Genomic DNA, 16,333 nt, shown 5'->3' with positions numbered 1-16,333 from the left:
ATTCAATCAGCCTTATCAGCAGTGCGAGCGGTAGGTTTACGAAGACGGGAAACCGGCGAGACATGCGCCGATCCATTATTCAGGGCGATCATCAGCGCGGGCAGCCAGCGGCCCAGCAGGCTGAACAGATCACCGGCGCCAACCTGGCGGTTGGCGGTTTTGAGTACGCGGCCCAGGCACGCATCGTCGTCGCGGCTGGACGGCGAAGCGTTGAGCATGTCGCGCAAAGACTGTTCAAACGGATCGTGCATACGCACCTCTCGTGATGTCTGTGAAAGACGCGGGCAGATTTGGTCGGGTCACATGCGCCATCTTCATACCCAGCGCAAACGACGGAATAACCACCACTGACCGAAGGCCAGGGTGAGCACCGTCAAACAGGCAATCAGGAAACCATAAGGGCTGCTGGAGAACGGAATTCCGCCGACGTTTATACCCAGCAGACCGGTGATAAAACTCATCGGCAAAAAGATGCAGGTGATGATCCCGAAGCGGTACATCGTGCGATTCATACGCTCGCTCAAGCGTCGGTCTTCAGCCTCAAGCACAAGCCCCACGCGCTCTCGGGTCAATTCGAGCTCTTCGAGATAGCGGGTCAGACTGTTGTTCAGTTCGTTCCAGTAATCGGCATCGTCATCGACAAACCAAGGCAGTTTTATCCGCGTGAGTTGTCCGAAAATATCCCGCTGCGGCGCGAGAAATCGCTTTAGTCCGGCCGCCCGGCGACGGATGTGCAAAATGGCGCCATGCTCGGGAGTATACCGTTCGTCGGCATCCATCTTTTCTTCTTCCTCATCGGCGATTTCCGAGAGGCAAGTGACCAGATCCTGCACCTTGTTGGTGAGGAACTGCGCCAGATAAAGGATCAGTTCGGAGGAGGTTTTCGGACCGTTGCCGTCGGCCAATTGCACCAACAGCTCATCAGTGGCGCGCAACGGGCGCAAACGCAGTGAAATCACCCGTTGGGCAGAAGCGAAAATCCGCACCGAGACCATGTCTTCCGGCTCGGCGCCCGGATTCAGATTGACTCCGCGCAGAAACAGCAACAGTTCGGCATCCGGCAGCGGCAACAGGCGCGGCCGGGTGTTCTCTTCCAGCAGCAGATCGCAGGTGAATTCATTGAGCCCGCTGGATTTGCGCAGCCAGGTCTGGGTCTGCGGATGGCTGCGATCCCAATGCAGCCACAGGCTTTCATGGGCCTGCAGCTGCAAATCGTCGAGCTCAGTCCGGGCTATCGAACGCGCACCGCCTTTTCCGTCCAGCACCAGGGCATGCACCAGCCCCCACTGCGCGTTTTCTTCCTCGAACATCCGCATCCCTTTGTCGAAAAGCTTATTCAGGCATCTTCAGCGGACTCGGCGAGATGATCACGCCGTTGTTGTCCGCATAAATGTAGTGGCCCGGGTGAAATGTCACGCCGGCAAACGTCACCGGGACGTTGAGGTCACCAATGCCGCGTTTTTCGGTTTTCATCGGATGGCTGGCCAGCGCCTGCACGCCCAGATCGGTCTGCGCGATGACGTCAACGTCACGGATGCAGCCGTAGATCACCAGCCCTTCCCAACCGTTTTTCGCAGCCTTTTCGGCGATCAGGTCCCCCAGCAATGCACGGCGCAGCGAACCGCCGCCATCGACGACCAGCACCTTGCCGTTACCCTTGAGTTCAGCCTGTTCCTTGACCAGCGAGTTGTCTTCGAAGCATTTGATGGTCACGATTTCGCCGCCGAACGAATCACGGCCGCCGAAATTGCTGAACATCGGTTCCAGCACCTGTACCAGCTCCGGATAGGCGTCGCACAGATCAGGCGTAAGGTAATGGTTCATCGAAAAACTCCTGTAAAAAGGAAAACGATCGAGGATGCTGCGTTCTGAAGAGACGAGTTTCGGTGGTCGCTGTTTACCTTAGTCCATCCCATGGTCGCTGAACGAACCTGAACAAACCCTGAAACGTAATAGCTAAACCGCCACCAAAAATGACCAGATCCGCACATTGCGTCATATCTTAGCCGCAAGCCAACCCGAACGAAATCCCTTCAAGGCCTTCGCACTCACACAGCAGCGGCCAGATCCGGCTTCTCGCCCAGCAATGGCGTGTGCTGATCACTCAACCAACGCGCCACCAGTGGCCACACCTCGGTCTGCGCCGCTTTGCTCACCAACATCTCGACATGGCCGAAATTATCGTTGAAGCCCTGCTCGCGACCCAGATTGATGAACTGCTTGTGCTCGGAGCCGATCTGCTCGAACAATTTGCGACAGGCCCAGGCCGGATCCTGATGATCCCCTGCTGCGGTCACCGCCAGCACTGGCACTTGAACATCGGCCAGCCCCGCCCACCAATCCTTGTCCTTGTCGCCAAAACGACCGAACAAGCCGTACCAGCGCATGCTTTCCAGCGCCAGACCGATCGGCTCATCTTCCGGGCCACGTTTGAGACGCGAACCCGACAGCTGCGCGAAACGCTTGAGAATGAAGCGCCCGCTCCACTCCACCGGCGGAATCTTCAACGGCCAGTAAGTGCGGCTGACTTGTGTGCCGAAAAACGCAGCCGAAGCCACGGCGGGTTCGCCAAGGTACTCACCACCGAGCGCGGCGGCCAGGGTGATGCCGCCCAGCGAATGGCCGATCCAGTGCGGAATCTGCCCGCTCTGCTCTCGCACGAATGCGGCAATCGCCGGCAGATCGTAACGGGCATAGTCGGCGACCCGGTTGCGTCGGTATTCCTCATTGCGCTGCGACAGGCCGTGACCGCGCATCTCCGGAATCCAAACGTCGAACCCCAGTCGCGTCAGATACGCGCCCAGGCCCAGGCCTTTCGGTGAAAACCAGAAGCGTCGATTGGAAAAACTGCCGTGCAGCAAAATCACCGGCACACCGCGAGGCGCCGAGTCATCGGCCATGCCCAAGCGGGTCACAGCGATTTCCACGGACCAGTCGGGACTGTTGCCGGGTTTCAGTCGATACACGTCTTCGCTCAGATCGCCGCGCCGTTCGGCGCTGATCAGGGCGACAGGAAACAGGTTGCTGCTGCTTTGCATAATGCTCTTGCACAAAAAAGGGCGGCATCCGGAGACCCCGCCCTGTTTGAATCATAAGGAACCGAACCGTGTAGGAGTGAGCCTGCTCGCGATGGCGGTGTGTCATTCGAATCGATGCTGACTGTCATGACGCTATCGCGAGCAGGCTCACTCCTACAGGGAGACGCGGCCCGTTCACATGTTGATCAAGCCGGGGCTTGGCCTTCGGCGAGGAAGAACCAGGTTTCCAGCACGGAGTCCGGGTTCAGCGACACGCTTTCGATGCCCTGCTCCATCAGCCACTTGGCCAGATCCGGGTGGTCCGAAGGACCCTGACCGCAGATACCGATGTACTTGCCGGCCTTGTTGCACGCGGCAATCGCGTTGGCCAACAGCTTCTTGACTGCCGGATTACGCTCGTCGAACAGGTGCGCGATGATACCGGAATCGCGGTCCAGACCCAGGGTCAGCTGAGTCAGGTCGTTGGAACCGATCGAGAAACCGTCGAAGAATTCGAGGAACTCTTCAGCAAGGATCGCGTTGGATGGCAGTTCGCACATCATGATCACGCGCAGACCGTTCTCGCCGCGCTTCAAGCCGTTCTCGGCGAGCAGATCAACAACCTGGCTGGCTTCGCCCAGAGTACGGACAAACGGCACCATGATTTCGACGTTGGTCAGGCCCATCTCGTTGCGCACACGTTTCAGCGCGCGGCATTCGAGTTCGAAGCAGTCACGGAACGATTCGCTGATATAACGCGAAGCGCCACGGAAGCCCAGCATCGGGTTTTCTTCTTCCGGCTCGTAGAGCTTGCCGCCGATCAGGTTGGCGTATTCGTTGGACTTGAAGTCCGACAGACGCACGATGACTTTCTTCGGTGCGAACGCAGCCGCGAGGGTGCTGATGCCTTCAACCAGTTTCTCGACATAGAAGCCGACCGGATCGTCGTAACCGGCGATACGCTTGTCGACGCTGTCCTTGATTTCCTGCGGCAGACCGTCGTAGTTCAACAGCGCTTTCGGGTGGACGCCGATCATGCGGTTGATGATGAATTCCAGACGGGCCAAACCCACACCAGCGTTCGGCAGTTGCGCGAAGTCGAAGGCGCGGTCCGGGTTGCCGACGTTCATCATAATCTTGAACGGCAGCTCTGGCATGGCGTCGACGGAGTTCTTCTTGATGTCGAAGCCCAGTTCGCCTTCGAAGATGTAACCAGTGTCGCCTTCGGCGCAGGACACGGTCACGCCTTGGCCGTCCTTGAGCAGTTGGGTAGCGTTGCCGCAACCAACCACTGCCGGAATCCCCAACTCACGGGCGATGATCGCCGCGTGGCAGGTACGGCCGCCACGGTTGGTGACGATGGCGCTGGCGCGCTTCATCACCGGTTCCCAGTCCGGGTCGGTCATGTCGGAAACGAGCACGTCGCCCGGCTGGACTTTGTCCATCTCGGAGACGTCTTTGATGATGCGAACCTTACCGGCGCCGATGCGCTGGCCAATCGCACGACCTTCCACCAGCACGGTGCCGGTTTCTTTCAGCAGGTAACGTTCCATGACGTTGGCCTGGGTGCGGCTTTTCACGGTTTCCGGACGCGCCTGCACGATGTACAGCTTGCCGTCGTCACCGTCCTTGGCCCACTCGATGTCCATCGGGCAGCCGTAGTGCTTCTCGATGATCATCGCTTGCTTGGCCAGCTCGCTGACTTCAGCGTCGGACAGGCAGAACCGCGCACGATCAGCCTTGTCGACGTCGATGGTCTTGACCGAACGACCGGCCTTGGCCTCGTCGCCGTAGATCATCTTGATGGCTTTGCTGCCGAGGTTGCGACGCAGGATCGCCGGACGACCGGCCTCCAGCGTGCCCTTGTGTACGTAGAATTCGTCCGGGTTGACCGCGCCTTGTACGACGGTTTCGCCCAAGCCGTAAGCGCCGGTGATGAACACCACGTCACGGAAACCGGATTCGGTGTCGAGGGTGAACATCACGCCGGCAGTGCCGGTTTCCGAACGCACCATGCGCTGCACGCCAGCCGACAGGGCGACCAGTTTGTGGTCGAAGCCCTGGTGCACGCGGTAGGAAATTGCACGGTCGTTGAACAGCGAAGCGAACACCTCTTTGGCGGCGCGGATAACGTTTTCAACGCCACGGATGTTCAGGAAGGTTTCCTGCTGACCGGCGAACGAGGCGTCCGGCAGGTCTTCGGCGGTGGCGGAAGAACGCACGGCCACGGCCACGTCAGGGTTGCCGGCCGACAGCGCGGCAAACGCGGTGCGGATTTCGGCATTCAGTTTTTCGGGGAATTCGGCTTCCATGATCCATTGACGGATCTGTGCGCCGGTTTTGGCCAGGGCGTTGACGTCGTCGACGTCGAGCGCATCGAGGGCCGCGTGGATCTGGTCGTTGAGGCCGCTCAGTTCGAGGAAATCACGATAAGCCTGAGCCGTCGTGGCGAAGCCGCCGGGGACCGAAACACCGGCGCCTGCCAGGTTACTGATCATCTCGCCCAGGGATGCGTTCTTGCCCCCCACATGCTCAACATCGTGTTTGCCGAGCTTATCGAGGGAAACTACGTACTCTACCAAGGTGATCTCTCCACTAACTGTGTTGGAAAAGCTCAGAAACCGGCGGCCCGGGGGAGCCTTGGCCGGTTGTATGGCCTGGACCTGGAAAATAAGTGAGAATGCGGGCCAATGGCGGCCGGCAAATCGCGCCTATCATATCCAAGATTGATGACTAGCTTAAGGCCCAAGGTGCAAATGAAACGATCTGCTTTCTTCATCTCCGATGGCACCGGCATCACTGCCGAAACCCTGGGTCAAAGCCTTCTGGCGCAGTTCGAAAACATTACCTTCAGCAAATTCACGCGACCGTACATCGACAGCGTTGAGAAAGCGCGGGCCATGGTACAACAAATCAACAAAGCCGCTGAAACCGACGGCTTTCGCCCGATCATCTTCGACACCATCGTCAATCAGGACATCCGTGAGATTCTCGCAACGTCCAATGGTTTCATGATCGACATTTTCTCGACCTTTCTTGCCCCGCTGGAGCAGGAACTGACCGAGCACTCTTCCTACACGGTCGGCAAGTCGCACTCGATCGGGCACAACTCCAATTACATGGAGCGTATCGAGGCGGTTAACTTTGCCCTCGACAACGACGACGGCGCGCGCACGCACTATTACGACAAAGCCGATTTGATACTAGTGGGCGTGTCGCGATGCGGCAAAACGCCGACGTGTCTGTACATGGCCATGCAGTTCGGCATTCGCGCGGCCAACTATCCGCTGACCGAAGACGACATGGAACGCCTGACCCTGCCGACGGCCCTGCGCGCTCATCAGCACAAGCTGTTCGGCCTGACCATCGACCCCGACCGCCTCACCGCGATTCGCAACGAGCGCAAGCCCAACAGCCGTTATTCGAGCTACGCCCAGTGCGAATTCGAAGTGCGTGAAGTAGAGAATCTGTTCCGCCGCGAGAACATCCCGCACATCAACTCCACGCATTTTTCGGTGGAAGAGATTTCGGCGAAGATTCTGGTCGAGAAAGGTGTGGAGCGGCGGTTCAAGTAGATTTGTGGTGTCTGGGCTGACGCTTTCGCGAGCAGGCTCGCTCCCACAGTTTGATCGCGTTTATCCCGTTGAAATGCGGTCGAATGTGGGAGCGAGCCTGCTCGCGAAGAACGATTACACGGTGTCTGTTAATGCCTTGGCCAGAGCTTCAAAACCTGCCAGCAACAAGCGATCATCCCCCACCGCATTACACACACTCACCCGAATAAATTGCGGCACCGCTGCATGCCCCACCGCAAACGCCTCAGCGGTGGCCACCAGATAGTTGTTCTCCTTCAACTCCGCCGCAATCTGTGACGCCCGCCACAGCTCAGGCACCTCCACCCAGAAGTGCGGACTGTAAGGGTGAGTCTTGTAGTTCAAACCCTGCAGAACAGGCGCCACCAAGGTCTTGCGCCGAGTGATCTCGCTGATCTGCTCGTCCAGTAAACGCTCGGCCATGCCGCTCTCAATCCACAGACTCGCGACTTCCATCGATAACGGATTGGCCATCCAGCATGTTGCGCGGATGGCGGCACTCAAACGCCCGATCAAGGCTTGCGGCGCATGCAGATAACCGACGCGCAGCCCCGCCGAAACAGCCTTGCTCAGGCTGCCGATCAACACCGATCGCTCCGGCGCAAAATAGCTCAGCGGTAACGGGCGTTGGCGATCCAGAACGGCATGGGCCTCGTCTTCGATAATCAGCAGATTGTGTTGACGACAGAGGTCGGCTATCGCCTCGCGCCGTGGGATCGACATTACAGCGGCCGTAGGATTCTGGATCGTCGGCGTGCAATACAGCGCTGAAACACGATGCTGACGACAAATGTCCTCCAGCGCCGACGGTAAAAGCCCTTCGTCATCCATTGCTGCGCCAATGAGTTTTATCCCGAGCTGGCGTGCGACGCCGATCAATCCCGGGTAGGACAAATGCTCGGTCACAACGGTGTCGCCGACCTTGAGCAAGCCCATCAACGTACACAGCAGACCATGCTGGCCACCGTTGACGCACAACACCTGATCGGCATGCGGGACATAAGCCGCATGCTGCAACCACACCGCCCCCGCCACACGATGCCGCGCCAACCCGGCTTCAGCGGTGTACCCGGTCAACTGTTGCAGCACCCGAGGATCGCTGGCCAGTTCCTGCAGACTCTGGCTCATGAACGCCGCTTCCTGTGCGGGAATCGGCTGATTGCGGCTCATATCGAAACAGGCTGACGGCTCATCGCTGACATTACGAAAGCCTTTGTCCTGCGGCCGTTCTATCCCGCGCTGACACACATAAGTGCCATCTCCGACGCGGGCGACGACCAACCCCACGCGCTCCAATTCGCCGTAGGCACGGCTGATCGTACCGATGGTCACTCCGAGACTGTCGGCCAACAACCGGTGCGGCGGCAGTTTGCTACCGGCATCGATAATGCCTTCATCGATGGCTTGCGCGACGGCATTCGCCAGGCGTTTGTACTTCACGCCCACGCCATTGGCGAGACCATCACGGAGGATTGACACCATGGCAATACTTACTTTGACAGTCATTCTCGCCCCGAATAGCGTGCTTAAAACAGGTTCAATCAGAAATAGCCCGTTTTCGCGATCAGGTCAATTCCACCGTTCGGAGTACGCCACATGTCGACAGCCGTCAGCACACCGATGCACATCAGCAAACCCTGGCTCGCCGGATTGATCACCAGCACGCTGTTTCTGATCGTCTGCCTGAGTTGGGGCACGACGTGGCTGGGGATCAAGATTGCGGTGGAAAGCGTGCCGCCGCTGACGGCCGCCGGGCTGCGTTTTCTGATTGCTTTTCCGCTGTTCCTGAGCTTCGCGCTGTTGCGCAAGGAACCGCTGTTGTTTCCTCGACAAAGCCGCTGGTTCTTTGTGTTTGTCACGCTGTCGTATTTCAGCCTGCCGTACTACTTGCTCAACTATGGCGAAATGCACGTGTCGTCAGGACTGACAGCGCTGCTGTTCAGTTGCATGCCGGTGTTTATCCTGTTGTTTTCCGCGTTGTTTCTGCGCGAGAAAATCTACCCCTCGCAGATGCTCGGCATCGCCATCGGTTTTGGCAGTCTGTTGATGATTATTCGCAGTCAGGGTCTGCATCTGGATCAGGCGGAGTGGCTTGGCGTGTTGGCGATTCTGTGCGCAGCGGTGATGCATGCGCTGTGTTACGTGGTGACGAAAAAACATGGCAGCGCGATCAGCGTGATCACCTACAACACACTGCCGATCGGTATCGCCGGGCTGATGTTATTTATTGTCGGCTTGAGCGTTGAAGCCCCTGAGTTTGCGCAGGTGACAGCACGTTCCTGGGGCGCCCTGCTGTATCTCGGGTTGGTGGCGTCGGTGGGCGGATTCATCGTTTACTTTTTACTGCTTAAACGCTTGAGCCCGATCATTCTGTCGTTCGTGTTTATCATTTTCCCGGTGTTCGCCGTGATCATCGGCGCCTGGTACGAGGGACAAACCCTGTCCGAGGAGTTGATGATCTATTCGGCGGTTTTGCTGAGTGGTTTTGCGCTCACCAAATTGCCTATCGAAAGGTGGCGCAAATCGTCCATGTAGGAGCTGCCGCAGGCTGCGATTTTTTGATCTTGTTTTTTTACAATCAAAGTCAAAAGATCGCGGCCTGCGGCAGCTCCTACATGGGTTGGTTTCATTCAGTGAGTTCGATCGTCAGATCACGAACAGGTCGACGAAACGGTTTACCGGGGTGGACTCCAGCTGCGTCCGGTCTTTGCACAACGCCAAGATCTCACCGCTACGCTGGCCGGTGAAACGTGTGGTCAGGTTGGCCTTGAACTTGTCTTCCAGCAATGGAATGCCCTCGACACGGCGGCGACGATGACCGATCGGGTATTCCACCACGACGTTTTCGGTGCTGCTGCCATCCTTGAAAAACACTTGTACGGCGTTGGCGATCGAACGTTTGTCGGCCTCGAGATACTCGCGGGTGAAACGTGGCTCTTCAACGATGACCATTTTCTCGCGCAGCACATCGATGATCGGGTGCGCCTTGTGGAAATCATCTTCGTATTGCTCGGCGACCAGATTGCCAAACGCCAGCGGCACGGCGGTCATGTACTGGATGCAGTGGTCGCGGTCGGCAGCGTTGGCCAGCGGCCCGACCTTGGAAATGATGCGAATCGCCGATTCGTGGGTGGTGATGACGATGCGGTCGATTTCATGCAGACGATTGCGCACTTGCGGATGCAACGTCACCGCCGCCTCACAGGCGGTTTGCGCGTGGAATTCGGCGGGGAAGCTGATCTTGAACAGCACGTTTTCCATCACGTAACTGCCGAACGAGCGCGAGAAACTGAAGGCGCGTTTATTCTCCGGTTTCAGCGCCAGATCGCTGTTGGTGTGGCTGAACAGCACGTCATAAAAGCCCCACTGCTTTGCCGTCAGAACCCCGGGAATGCCCATTTCGCCGCGCATGGCGATGTCGGCCAGGCGCACACCACGACTCGACGCATCCCCCGCTGCCCAGGATTTTCGTGAACCGGCATTCGGTGCATGGCGATAAGTGCGCAGCGCCTGACCATCGGCGAATGCATGGGACAACGCCGACAGCAATTGCTCGCGATTGGCACCCATGAGTTTGGCGGTAACGGCTGTGGAGGCGACTTTCACCAAGATGACGTGATCGAGTCCTACCCGGTTGAAGGAGTTTTCCAGGGCAATCACGCCTTGTATCTCGTGGGCCATGATCATTGCTTCCAGCACATCGCGAATCGTCAGCGGTGACTCACCGTTGGCCAGACGTTTTTGCGAGAGGTGATCAGCCACCGCAAGAATTCCGCCGAGATTGTCAGACGGATGCCCCCACTCGGCGGCGAGCCAGGTGTCGTTGTAGTCGAGCCAGCGGACGATGCAGCCGATGTCCCAGGCGGCCTTGACCGGGTCGAGGCGATAGGAGGTGCCGGGAACGCGTGCGCCGAACGGGACGACGGTGCCTTCGACGATCGGGCCCAGATGCTTGGTGCATTCGGGAAAGCGCAACGCCAGCAGGCCGCAGCCCAGCGTGTCCATAAGGCAGTTGCGGGCGGTGTCGAGGGCTTCGGCGGAGGTGACTTTGAAGGTGAGGACGTAATCGGCGATGTCCTGCAGGACATGATCGTAGTCGGGGCGGTTGTTCAGGTCGACGTTGGCGCTCATTGCGGTACTCCTGTGCGGGAATGATGAGTGGGTGCGGTCTTCCTCGGGGCTTGGCGGGTTTGGTCTGGTTGATTGCAGGTCTGGGGTGCCTGCTTGTTTTGGGTTTCTTCAGTGAGTGGCCCCTCACCCTAGCCCTCTCCCGAGGGAGAGGGAACCGATTGGGGGATGCTGTAGAGGTTCACCGACGTGAGCGATCTGCGCTGAATCCATAATCGACTCGATCTTTCAGGTCGATGTACAACCCCAGACACCTCGGTCGGCCCCCTCTCCCTCCGGGAGAGGGCTGGGGTGAGGGTAAAGCTCTTGGATCAGAACGAATCTCCGGGAATGCGCACGTAACCCTCCATCAGGACACGCGCGCTACGGCTCATGATGGCTTTTTTGACGATCCACTCGCCGTTTTCCAGACTGGCTTCAGCGCCAACGCGCAACGTCCCGGACGGATGCCCGAAGCGCACGGCATTACGTTCAACGCCACCGGCCGCGAGGTTTACCAGGGTGCCGGAGATTGCTGCAGCGGTGCCGATGGCCACGGCCGCCGTGCCCATCATCGCGTGATGCAACTTGCCCATCGACAAGGCGCGCACCAGCAAATCCACATCACCGGCGCCGACCGCTTTACCACTCGACGCCACGTAATCAGCAGGCTTGGCGACAAACGCGACTTTCGGCGTGTGCTGACGTTTGGCCGCTTCATCGAGATTCGATATCAGACCCATGCGCAACGCGCCATAAGCCCGAATCGTCTCGAACATCTGCAGCGCTTGCGGATCGCTGTTGATCGCACCTTGCAACTCGGTCCCGGTGTAACCAATGTCTTCAGCATTGACGAAAATCGTCGGGATGCCAGCATTGATCATGGTCGCCTTGAACGTGCCAACACCCGGCACTTCCAGCTCATCGACCAGGTTGCCGGTAGGAAACATCGAGCCACCGCCACCCTCTTCTTCCGCCGCCGGATCCATGAATTCAACCTGCACTTCGGCCGCCGGAAAGGTCACGCCGTCGAGTTCGAAATCACCGGTTTCCTGCACTTCACCGTTGGTGATCGGCACATGGGCAATGATGGTCTTGCCGATGTTGGCCTGCCACACGCGCACCACCGCAACACCGTTGTGCGGAATGCGGCTGGCGTCGACCAGACCGTTGCTGATGGCGAACGAACCGACCGCTGCCGAGAGGTTGCCGCAATTGCCGCTCCAGTCCACGAACGGCTTGTCGATGGAGACCTGACCGAACAGATAATCGACGTCGTGATCAGCCTTGATGCTTTTCGACAGGATCACGGTTTTGCTGGTGCTCGAAGTCGCGCCGCCCATGCCGTCGATTTGCTTGTCGTACGGGTCGGGGCTGCCGATCACGCGCAGCAGCAAAGCGTCGCGGGTCGGGCCGGGAATCTGTGCCGCTTCGGGCAAATCCTTGAGACTGAAAAACACGCCTTTGCTGGTGCCGCCGCGCATGTAGGTCGCAGGGATTTTGATTTGTGGTGCGTGAGCCATGGTGCTCCTTAACCACAGGCGTGAGACCCAAGCCTCACGCCTGCATCAGTAGATTTAAACGGCAACCGCCGACTCTTCGAGGAAGTCCTGAGCGAAGCGCTGCAACACGCCGCCAGCCTCATAGATCGACACTTCTTCAGCGGTATCCAGACGGCAGGTCACCGGCACGTCAACGCGCTCGCCGTTCTTGCGATGGATCACCAGCGTCAGGTCCGCACGCGGTTTGCGCTCGCCGACCACGTCGTAGGTTTCGCTGCCGTCGATGGCCAGGGTGTGACGGTCAGTGCCCGGCTTGAACTCCAGCGGCAACACGCCCATGCCCACCAGGTTGGTGCGGTGAATGCGCTCGAAACCTTCTGCGGCAATCGCCTCGACACCGGCCAGACGCACGCCTTTCGCCGCCCAGTCACGGGACGAACCCTGTCCGTAATCGGCGCCGGCAATGATGATCAGCGGCTGCTTGCGTTCCATGTAGGTTTCGATGGCTTCCCACATGCGCATGACCTTGCCTTCCGGCTCGACGCGCGCCAGCGAACCCTGTTTGACCTTGCCGTTTTCCACGACCATTTCATTGAACAGTTTCGGGTTGGCGAACGTCGCGCGCTGTGCGGTCAAGTGGTCGCCACGGTGGGTTGCGTACGAGTTGAAGTCCTCTTCCGGCAGGCCCATTTTCGCCAGGTATTCGCCGGCGGCGCTGTCGAGCATGATCGCGTTGGATGGCGACAGGTGATCGGTGGTGATGTTGTCCGGCAGCACCGCCAGCGGGCGCATGCCCTTAAGCGGACGGGCGCCGGCCAGCGCACCTTCCCAATACGGTGGACGGCGAATGTAGGTGCTCATTTCGCGCCAGTCGTACAGCGGCGTGACTTTCGGACCGGTGTCTTCATGGACAGCGAACATCGGAATGTAGACCTGACGGAACTGCTCAGGCTTGACCGAAGATTTCACCACGGCGTCGACTTCTTCGTCGCTCGGCCAGATGTCCTTCAGGCGGATTTCCTTGCCGTCGACCACGCCCAACACATCTTTTTCGATGTCGAAACGGATGGTCCCGGCGATGGCGTAAGCCACCACCAGCGGCGGCGACGCGAGAAACGCTTGCTTGGCGTACGGGTGAATGCGGCCGTCGAAGTTGCGGTTGCCCGAGAGCACGGCGGTGGCATACAGATCGCGGTCGATGATCTCTTGCTGGATCACCGGATCGAGCGCGCCGGACATGCCATTGCAGGTGGTGCAAGCGAAGGCGACGACGCCGAAACCGAGCTGCTCCAGTTCAGTGGTCAGCCCCGCTTCGTCGAGGTACAGCGCCACGGTTTTCGAACCCGGCGCCAGCGAGGATTTCACCCACGGCTTGCGGGTCAGGCCAAGCTTGTTGGCGTTGCGCGCCAGCAGTCCGGCGGCAATCACGTTGCGCGGGTTGCTGGTGTTGGTGCAACTGGTGATGGCGGCGATGATCACCGCGCCGTCGGGCATTTGCCCGGGCACGTCCTCCCACTGCCCGGAGATGCCTTTGGCCGCCAGATCCGCCACCGCAACGCGCGCGTGCGGATTGCTCGGACCGGCCATGTTGCGCACCACCGACGACAAATCGAAAGTCAGTCCGCGCTCGTATTGCGCGCCTTTCAGGCTGTCGGCCCACAGTCCGGTAAGCCTGGCGTATTGCTCGACCAACTGCACTTGCTGATCTTCGCGGCCAGTGAGTTTCAGGTAATCGATGGTTTGCTGGTCTATGTAGAACATCGCCGCCGTGGCGCCATATTCCGGGGCCATGTTGGAGATGGTTGCGCGATCGCCGAGGGTCAGCGCCGCCGCACCTTCGCCGAAGAACTCCAGCCAGGCGCCGACGACTTTCTGTTTGCGCAGGTATTCGGTCAGCGCCAGCACCATGTCGGTGGCGGTGATGCCCGGTTGCAGCTTGCCGGTCAGTTCGACGCCGACGCTTTCCGGCAGACGCATCCACGACGCGCGACCGAGCATCACGCTCTCGGCTTCGAGGCCGCCGACACCAATGGCAATCACGCCCAGCGCATCAACGTGCGGGGTGTGGCTGTCGGTGCCGACGCAAGTGTCGGGGAACGCCACGCCTTCACGCACCTGGATCACTGGAGACATTTTCTCCAGGTTGATCTGGTGCATGATGCCGTTGCCCGGCGGGATCACATCAACGTTCTTGAAGGCTTTTTTGGTCCAGTTGATGAAGTGGAAACGGTCTTCGTTGCGACGGTCTTCTATAGCGCGGTTCTTCTCGAACGCCTGCTTGTCGAAACCGCCCGCCTCCACCGCCAGCGAGTGGTCGACGATCAATTGCGTCGGCACCACCGGGTTGACCTGCGCCGGGTCGCCGCCCTGCAAGGCGATCGCGTCGCGCAGGCCGGCGAGATCGACCAGCGCGGTCTGGCCGAGAATGTCGTGGCAGACCACACGGGCCGGAAACCACGGGAAGTCGAGGTCGCGTTTGCGTTCGATCAGTTGCTTGAGGGAGTCGGTGAGCGTGGCCGGGTCGCAGCGACGCACGAGGTTTTCCGCCAGCACGCGGGAGGTGTACGGCAGGGTGTCGTAACTGCCGGGCTGAATCGCTTCGACCGCCGCACGAGCGTCGAAATAATCCAGAGGGCTGCCGGGCAGGGTTTTACGGAATTCTGTGTTCATCGGGTCAGGACTCGGGTCACGGTAGTTTCAAAGGGTGGGCAGACGCCAGACTCAAGATTCACACCGTCCCTTGTAGGAGTGAGCCTGCTCGCGATAGCGGTAGATCAGTCGACATCAATGTTGAATGTCAGTCCGTCATCGCGAGCAGGCTCACTCCTACAGGGTTTGCGGTGGCTTTCGGGATCGGGTCAGCTCACCATTTCAGCGACGTTCGATTGGCACGAACTTGCGCTGTTCAACGCCGACATACTCGGCGCTTGGACGAATGATGCGGTTGTTGGCACGCTGTTCGAACACGTGCGCGGCCCAACCGGTCAGGCGCGAGCAGACGAAGATCGGCGTGAACAGCTTGGTCGGAATGCCCATGAAGTGGTACGCCGAGGCATGGTAGAAATCGGCGTTGGGGAAGAGTTTTTTCTGCTCCCACATGGTTTTGTCGATGGCTTCGGAAACCGCGAACAACACCTTGTCGCCGACCTCGTCTGCGAGTTTTTTCGACCAGCCCTTGATCACCTCGTTGCGCGGATCGCTGTCCTTATAGATCGCGTGGCCGAAGCCCATGATCTTGTCCTTGCGCTCGAGCATGCCGAGAGTGCCCTTGATCGCCTCTTCCGGCGACGAGAAGCGCTCGATCATTTCCATCGCCGCTTCGTTGGCGCCGCCGTGCAACGGGCCACGCAGCGAACCGATGGCGGCGGTCACGCAGGAATAAAGATCAGACAGGGTCGAAGCGCAAACGCGCGCGGTGAAGGTCGAGGCGTTGAATTCGTGTTCGGCGTAGAGGATCAGCGAAACGTTCATCACTTTGACGTGCAGTTCGCTTGGCTTCTTGTCGTGCAGCAGGTGCAGGAAGTGACCGCCGATAGTCGGCTCGTCACTGACGCAGTTGATGCGTTTGCCGTCGTGGCTGAAGCGATACCAGTAGCACATGATCGCCGGGAACGCGGCCAGCAAGCGGTCAGTCTTGTCGCGCTGCTCGGAGAAGTCTTGCTCCGGCTCGAGGTTGCCAAGGAACGAGCAACCGGTGCGCATCACGTCCATCGGGTGGGCGTCGGCGGGGATGCGTTCAAGCACTTCTTTCAGCGCTTGCGGCAGGTCGCGCAGCTTGCTCAGTTTGCCTTGGTATTCGTCGAGTTGCGCCTTCGTCGGCAGCTCGCCGTAGAGCAGCAGGTACGCGACTTCTTCAAATTGCGCATCGGCAGCGAGTTCGCGCACGTCGTAGCCGCGATAGGTCAGCCCGGCACCGGCCTGGCCCACGGTGGACAGTGCGGTTTGCCCGGCAACCTGGCCACGGAGCCCGGCACCACTGAGTACTTTTGCTTCGGCCATTGTGTTCTCCAATCTTGAATTTGTTAGGGAGTGTGGCGAAAAGATCGCAGCCTCGTTGCACTCGACAGCTCCTACAGGGATCTGTGTAGGAGTTGCCGCAGGCTGCGATCTTTTG

General features: G+C 59.3%; 12 protein-coding genes. 2 read left to right on the top strand and 10 right to left on the bottom strand.

All coding sequences use genetic code 11. The features are described 5' to 3' along the window. Positions 1 to 2: 2 nt before the first annotated feature. From J0G10_RS10250 to ppsA, 5 genes are all read right to left on the bottom strand, one after another. A complete protein-coding gene (locus J0G10_RS10250) occupies positions 3 to 251 on the bottom strand; it encodes a hypothetical protein (RefSeq protein WP_008076827.1) in 249 nt (82 codons plus the stop codon). A 63-nt stretch (positions 252 to 314) separates the two neighbouring features. After that, positions 315 to 1,310, bottom strand: a complete 996-nt coding sequence (locus tag J0G10_RS10245) for a zinc transporter ZntB (RefSeq protein ID WP_220558386.1) — start codon at positions 1,308 to 1,310, stop codon at positions 315 to 317. Between the two features lie 22 nt (positions 1,311 to 1,332). Continuing rightward, entirely contained in the window at positions 1,333 to 1,824 is a 492-nt protein-coding gene (gene rraA, locus J0G10_RS10240; protein WP_220558385.1) for a ribonuclease E activity regulator RraA, read from the bottom strand. A 224-nt stretch (positions 1,825 to 2,048) separates the two neighbouring features. After that, complete coding sequence (locus J0G10_RS10235) at positions 2,049 to 3,038, bottom strand: alpha/beta fold hydrolase (RefSeq protein WP_220558384.1); 990 nt, start codon at positions 3,036 to 3,038, stop codon at positions 2,049 to 2,051. 185 nt (positions 3,039 to 3,223) lie between these two features. Beyond that, entirely contained in the window at positions 3,224 to 5,599 is a 2,376-nt protein-coding gene (gene ppsA, locus J0G10_RS10230; RefSeq protein WP_095124901.1) for a phosphoenolpyruvate synthase, read from the bottom strand. A 174-nt stretch (positions 5,600 to 5,773) separates the two neighbouring features. Here ppsA and ppsR point away from each other — a divergent pair, with 174 nt between their 5' ends. Then, the gene (gene ppsR / locus J0G10_RS10225; protein ID WP_016773826.1) at positions 5,774 to 6,592 is read left to right on the top strand and encodes a posphoenolpyruvate synthetase regulatory kinase/phosphorylase PpsR; all 819 of its coding nucleotides are present in this window, start codon (positions 5,774 to 5,776) and stop codon (positions 6,590 to 6,592) included. Between the two features lie 114 nt (positions 6,593 to 6,706). Here the strand turns inward: ppsR and J0G10_RS10220 are convergent, their stop codons facing one another. Continuing rightward, positions 6,707 to 8,116, bottom strand: a complete 1,410-nt coding sequence (locus J0G10_RS10220; protein ID WP_220558383.1) for an aminotransferase-like domain-containing protein — start codon at positions 8,114 to 8,116, stop codon at positions 6,707 to 6,709. Between the two features lie 114 nt (positions 8,117 to 8,230). Between J0G10_RS10220 and J0G10_RS10215 the strand changes: the two genes are divergently transcribed. Further along, the gene (locus tag J0G10_RS10215; protein ID WP_220558843.1) at positions 8,231 to 9,145 is read left to right on the top strand and encodes a DMT family transporter; all 915 of its coding nucleotides are present in this window, start codon (positions 8,231 to 8,233) and stop codon (positions 9,143 to 9,145) included. Between the two features lie 111 nt (positions 9,146 to 9,256). Here the strand turns inward: J0G10_RS10215 and prpD are convergent, their stop codons facing one another. From prpD to prpC, 4 genes are all read right to left on the bottom strand, one after another. Next, positions 9,257 to 10,741 carry a 2-methylcitrate dehydratase gene (gene prpD, locus J0G10_RS10210; RefSeq protein WP_220558382.1) on the bottom strand — a complete coding sequence of 495 codons (1,485 nt, stop codon included), beginning with the start codon at positions 10,739 to 10,741 and terminating at the stop codon, positions 9,257 to 9,259. Positions 10,742 to 11,049: 308 nt separating this feature from the next. Next, positions 11,050 to 12,240, bottom strand: a complete 1,191-nt coding sequence (gene prpF, locus J0G10_RS10205; RefSeq protein WP_220558381.1) for a 2-methylaconitate cis-trans isomerase PrpF — start codon at positions 12,238 to 12,240, stop codon at positions 11,050 to 11,052. 54 nt (positions 12,241 to 12,294) lie between these two features. Beyond that, a complete protein-coding gene (acnD, locus tag J0G10_RS10200) occupies positions 12,295 to 14,889 on the bottom strand; it encodes a Fe/S-dependent 2-methylisocitrate dehydratase AcnD (protein ID WP_220558380.1) in 2,595 nt (864 codons plus the stop codon). 201 nt (positions 14,890 to 15,090) lie between these two features. Beyond that, a complete protein-coding gene (gene prpC / locus J0G10_RS10195) occupies positions 15,091 to 16,218 on the bottom strand; it encodes a bifunctional 2-methylcitrate synthase/citrate synthase (RefSeq protein WP_220558379.1) in 1,128 nt (375 codons plus the stop codon). Positions 16,219 to 16,333 lie beyond the last annotated feature (115 nt).

The sequence above is a fragment of the Pseudomonas germanica genome (assembly GCF_019614655.1).
GTDB lineage: Bacteria > Pseudomonadota > Gammaproteobacteria > Pseudomonadales > Pseudomonadaceae > Aquipseudomonas > Aquipseudomonas neuropathica.
Note: the sequence above shows the minus strand (reverse complement) of the source record. Positions and strands in the feature narration are given on the sequence as shown.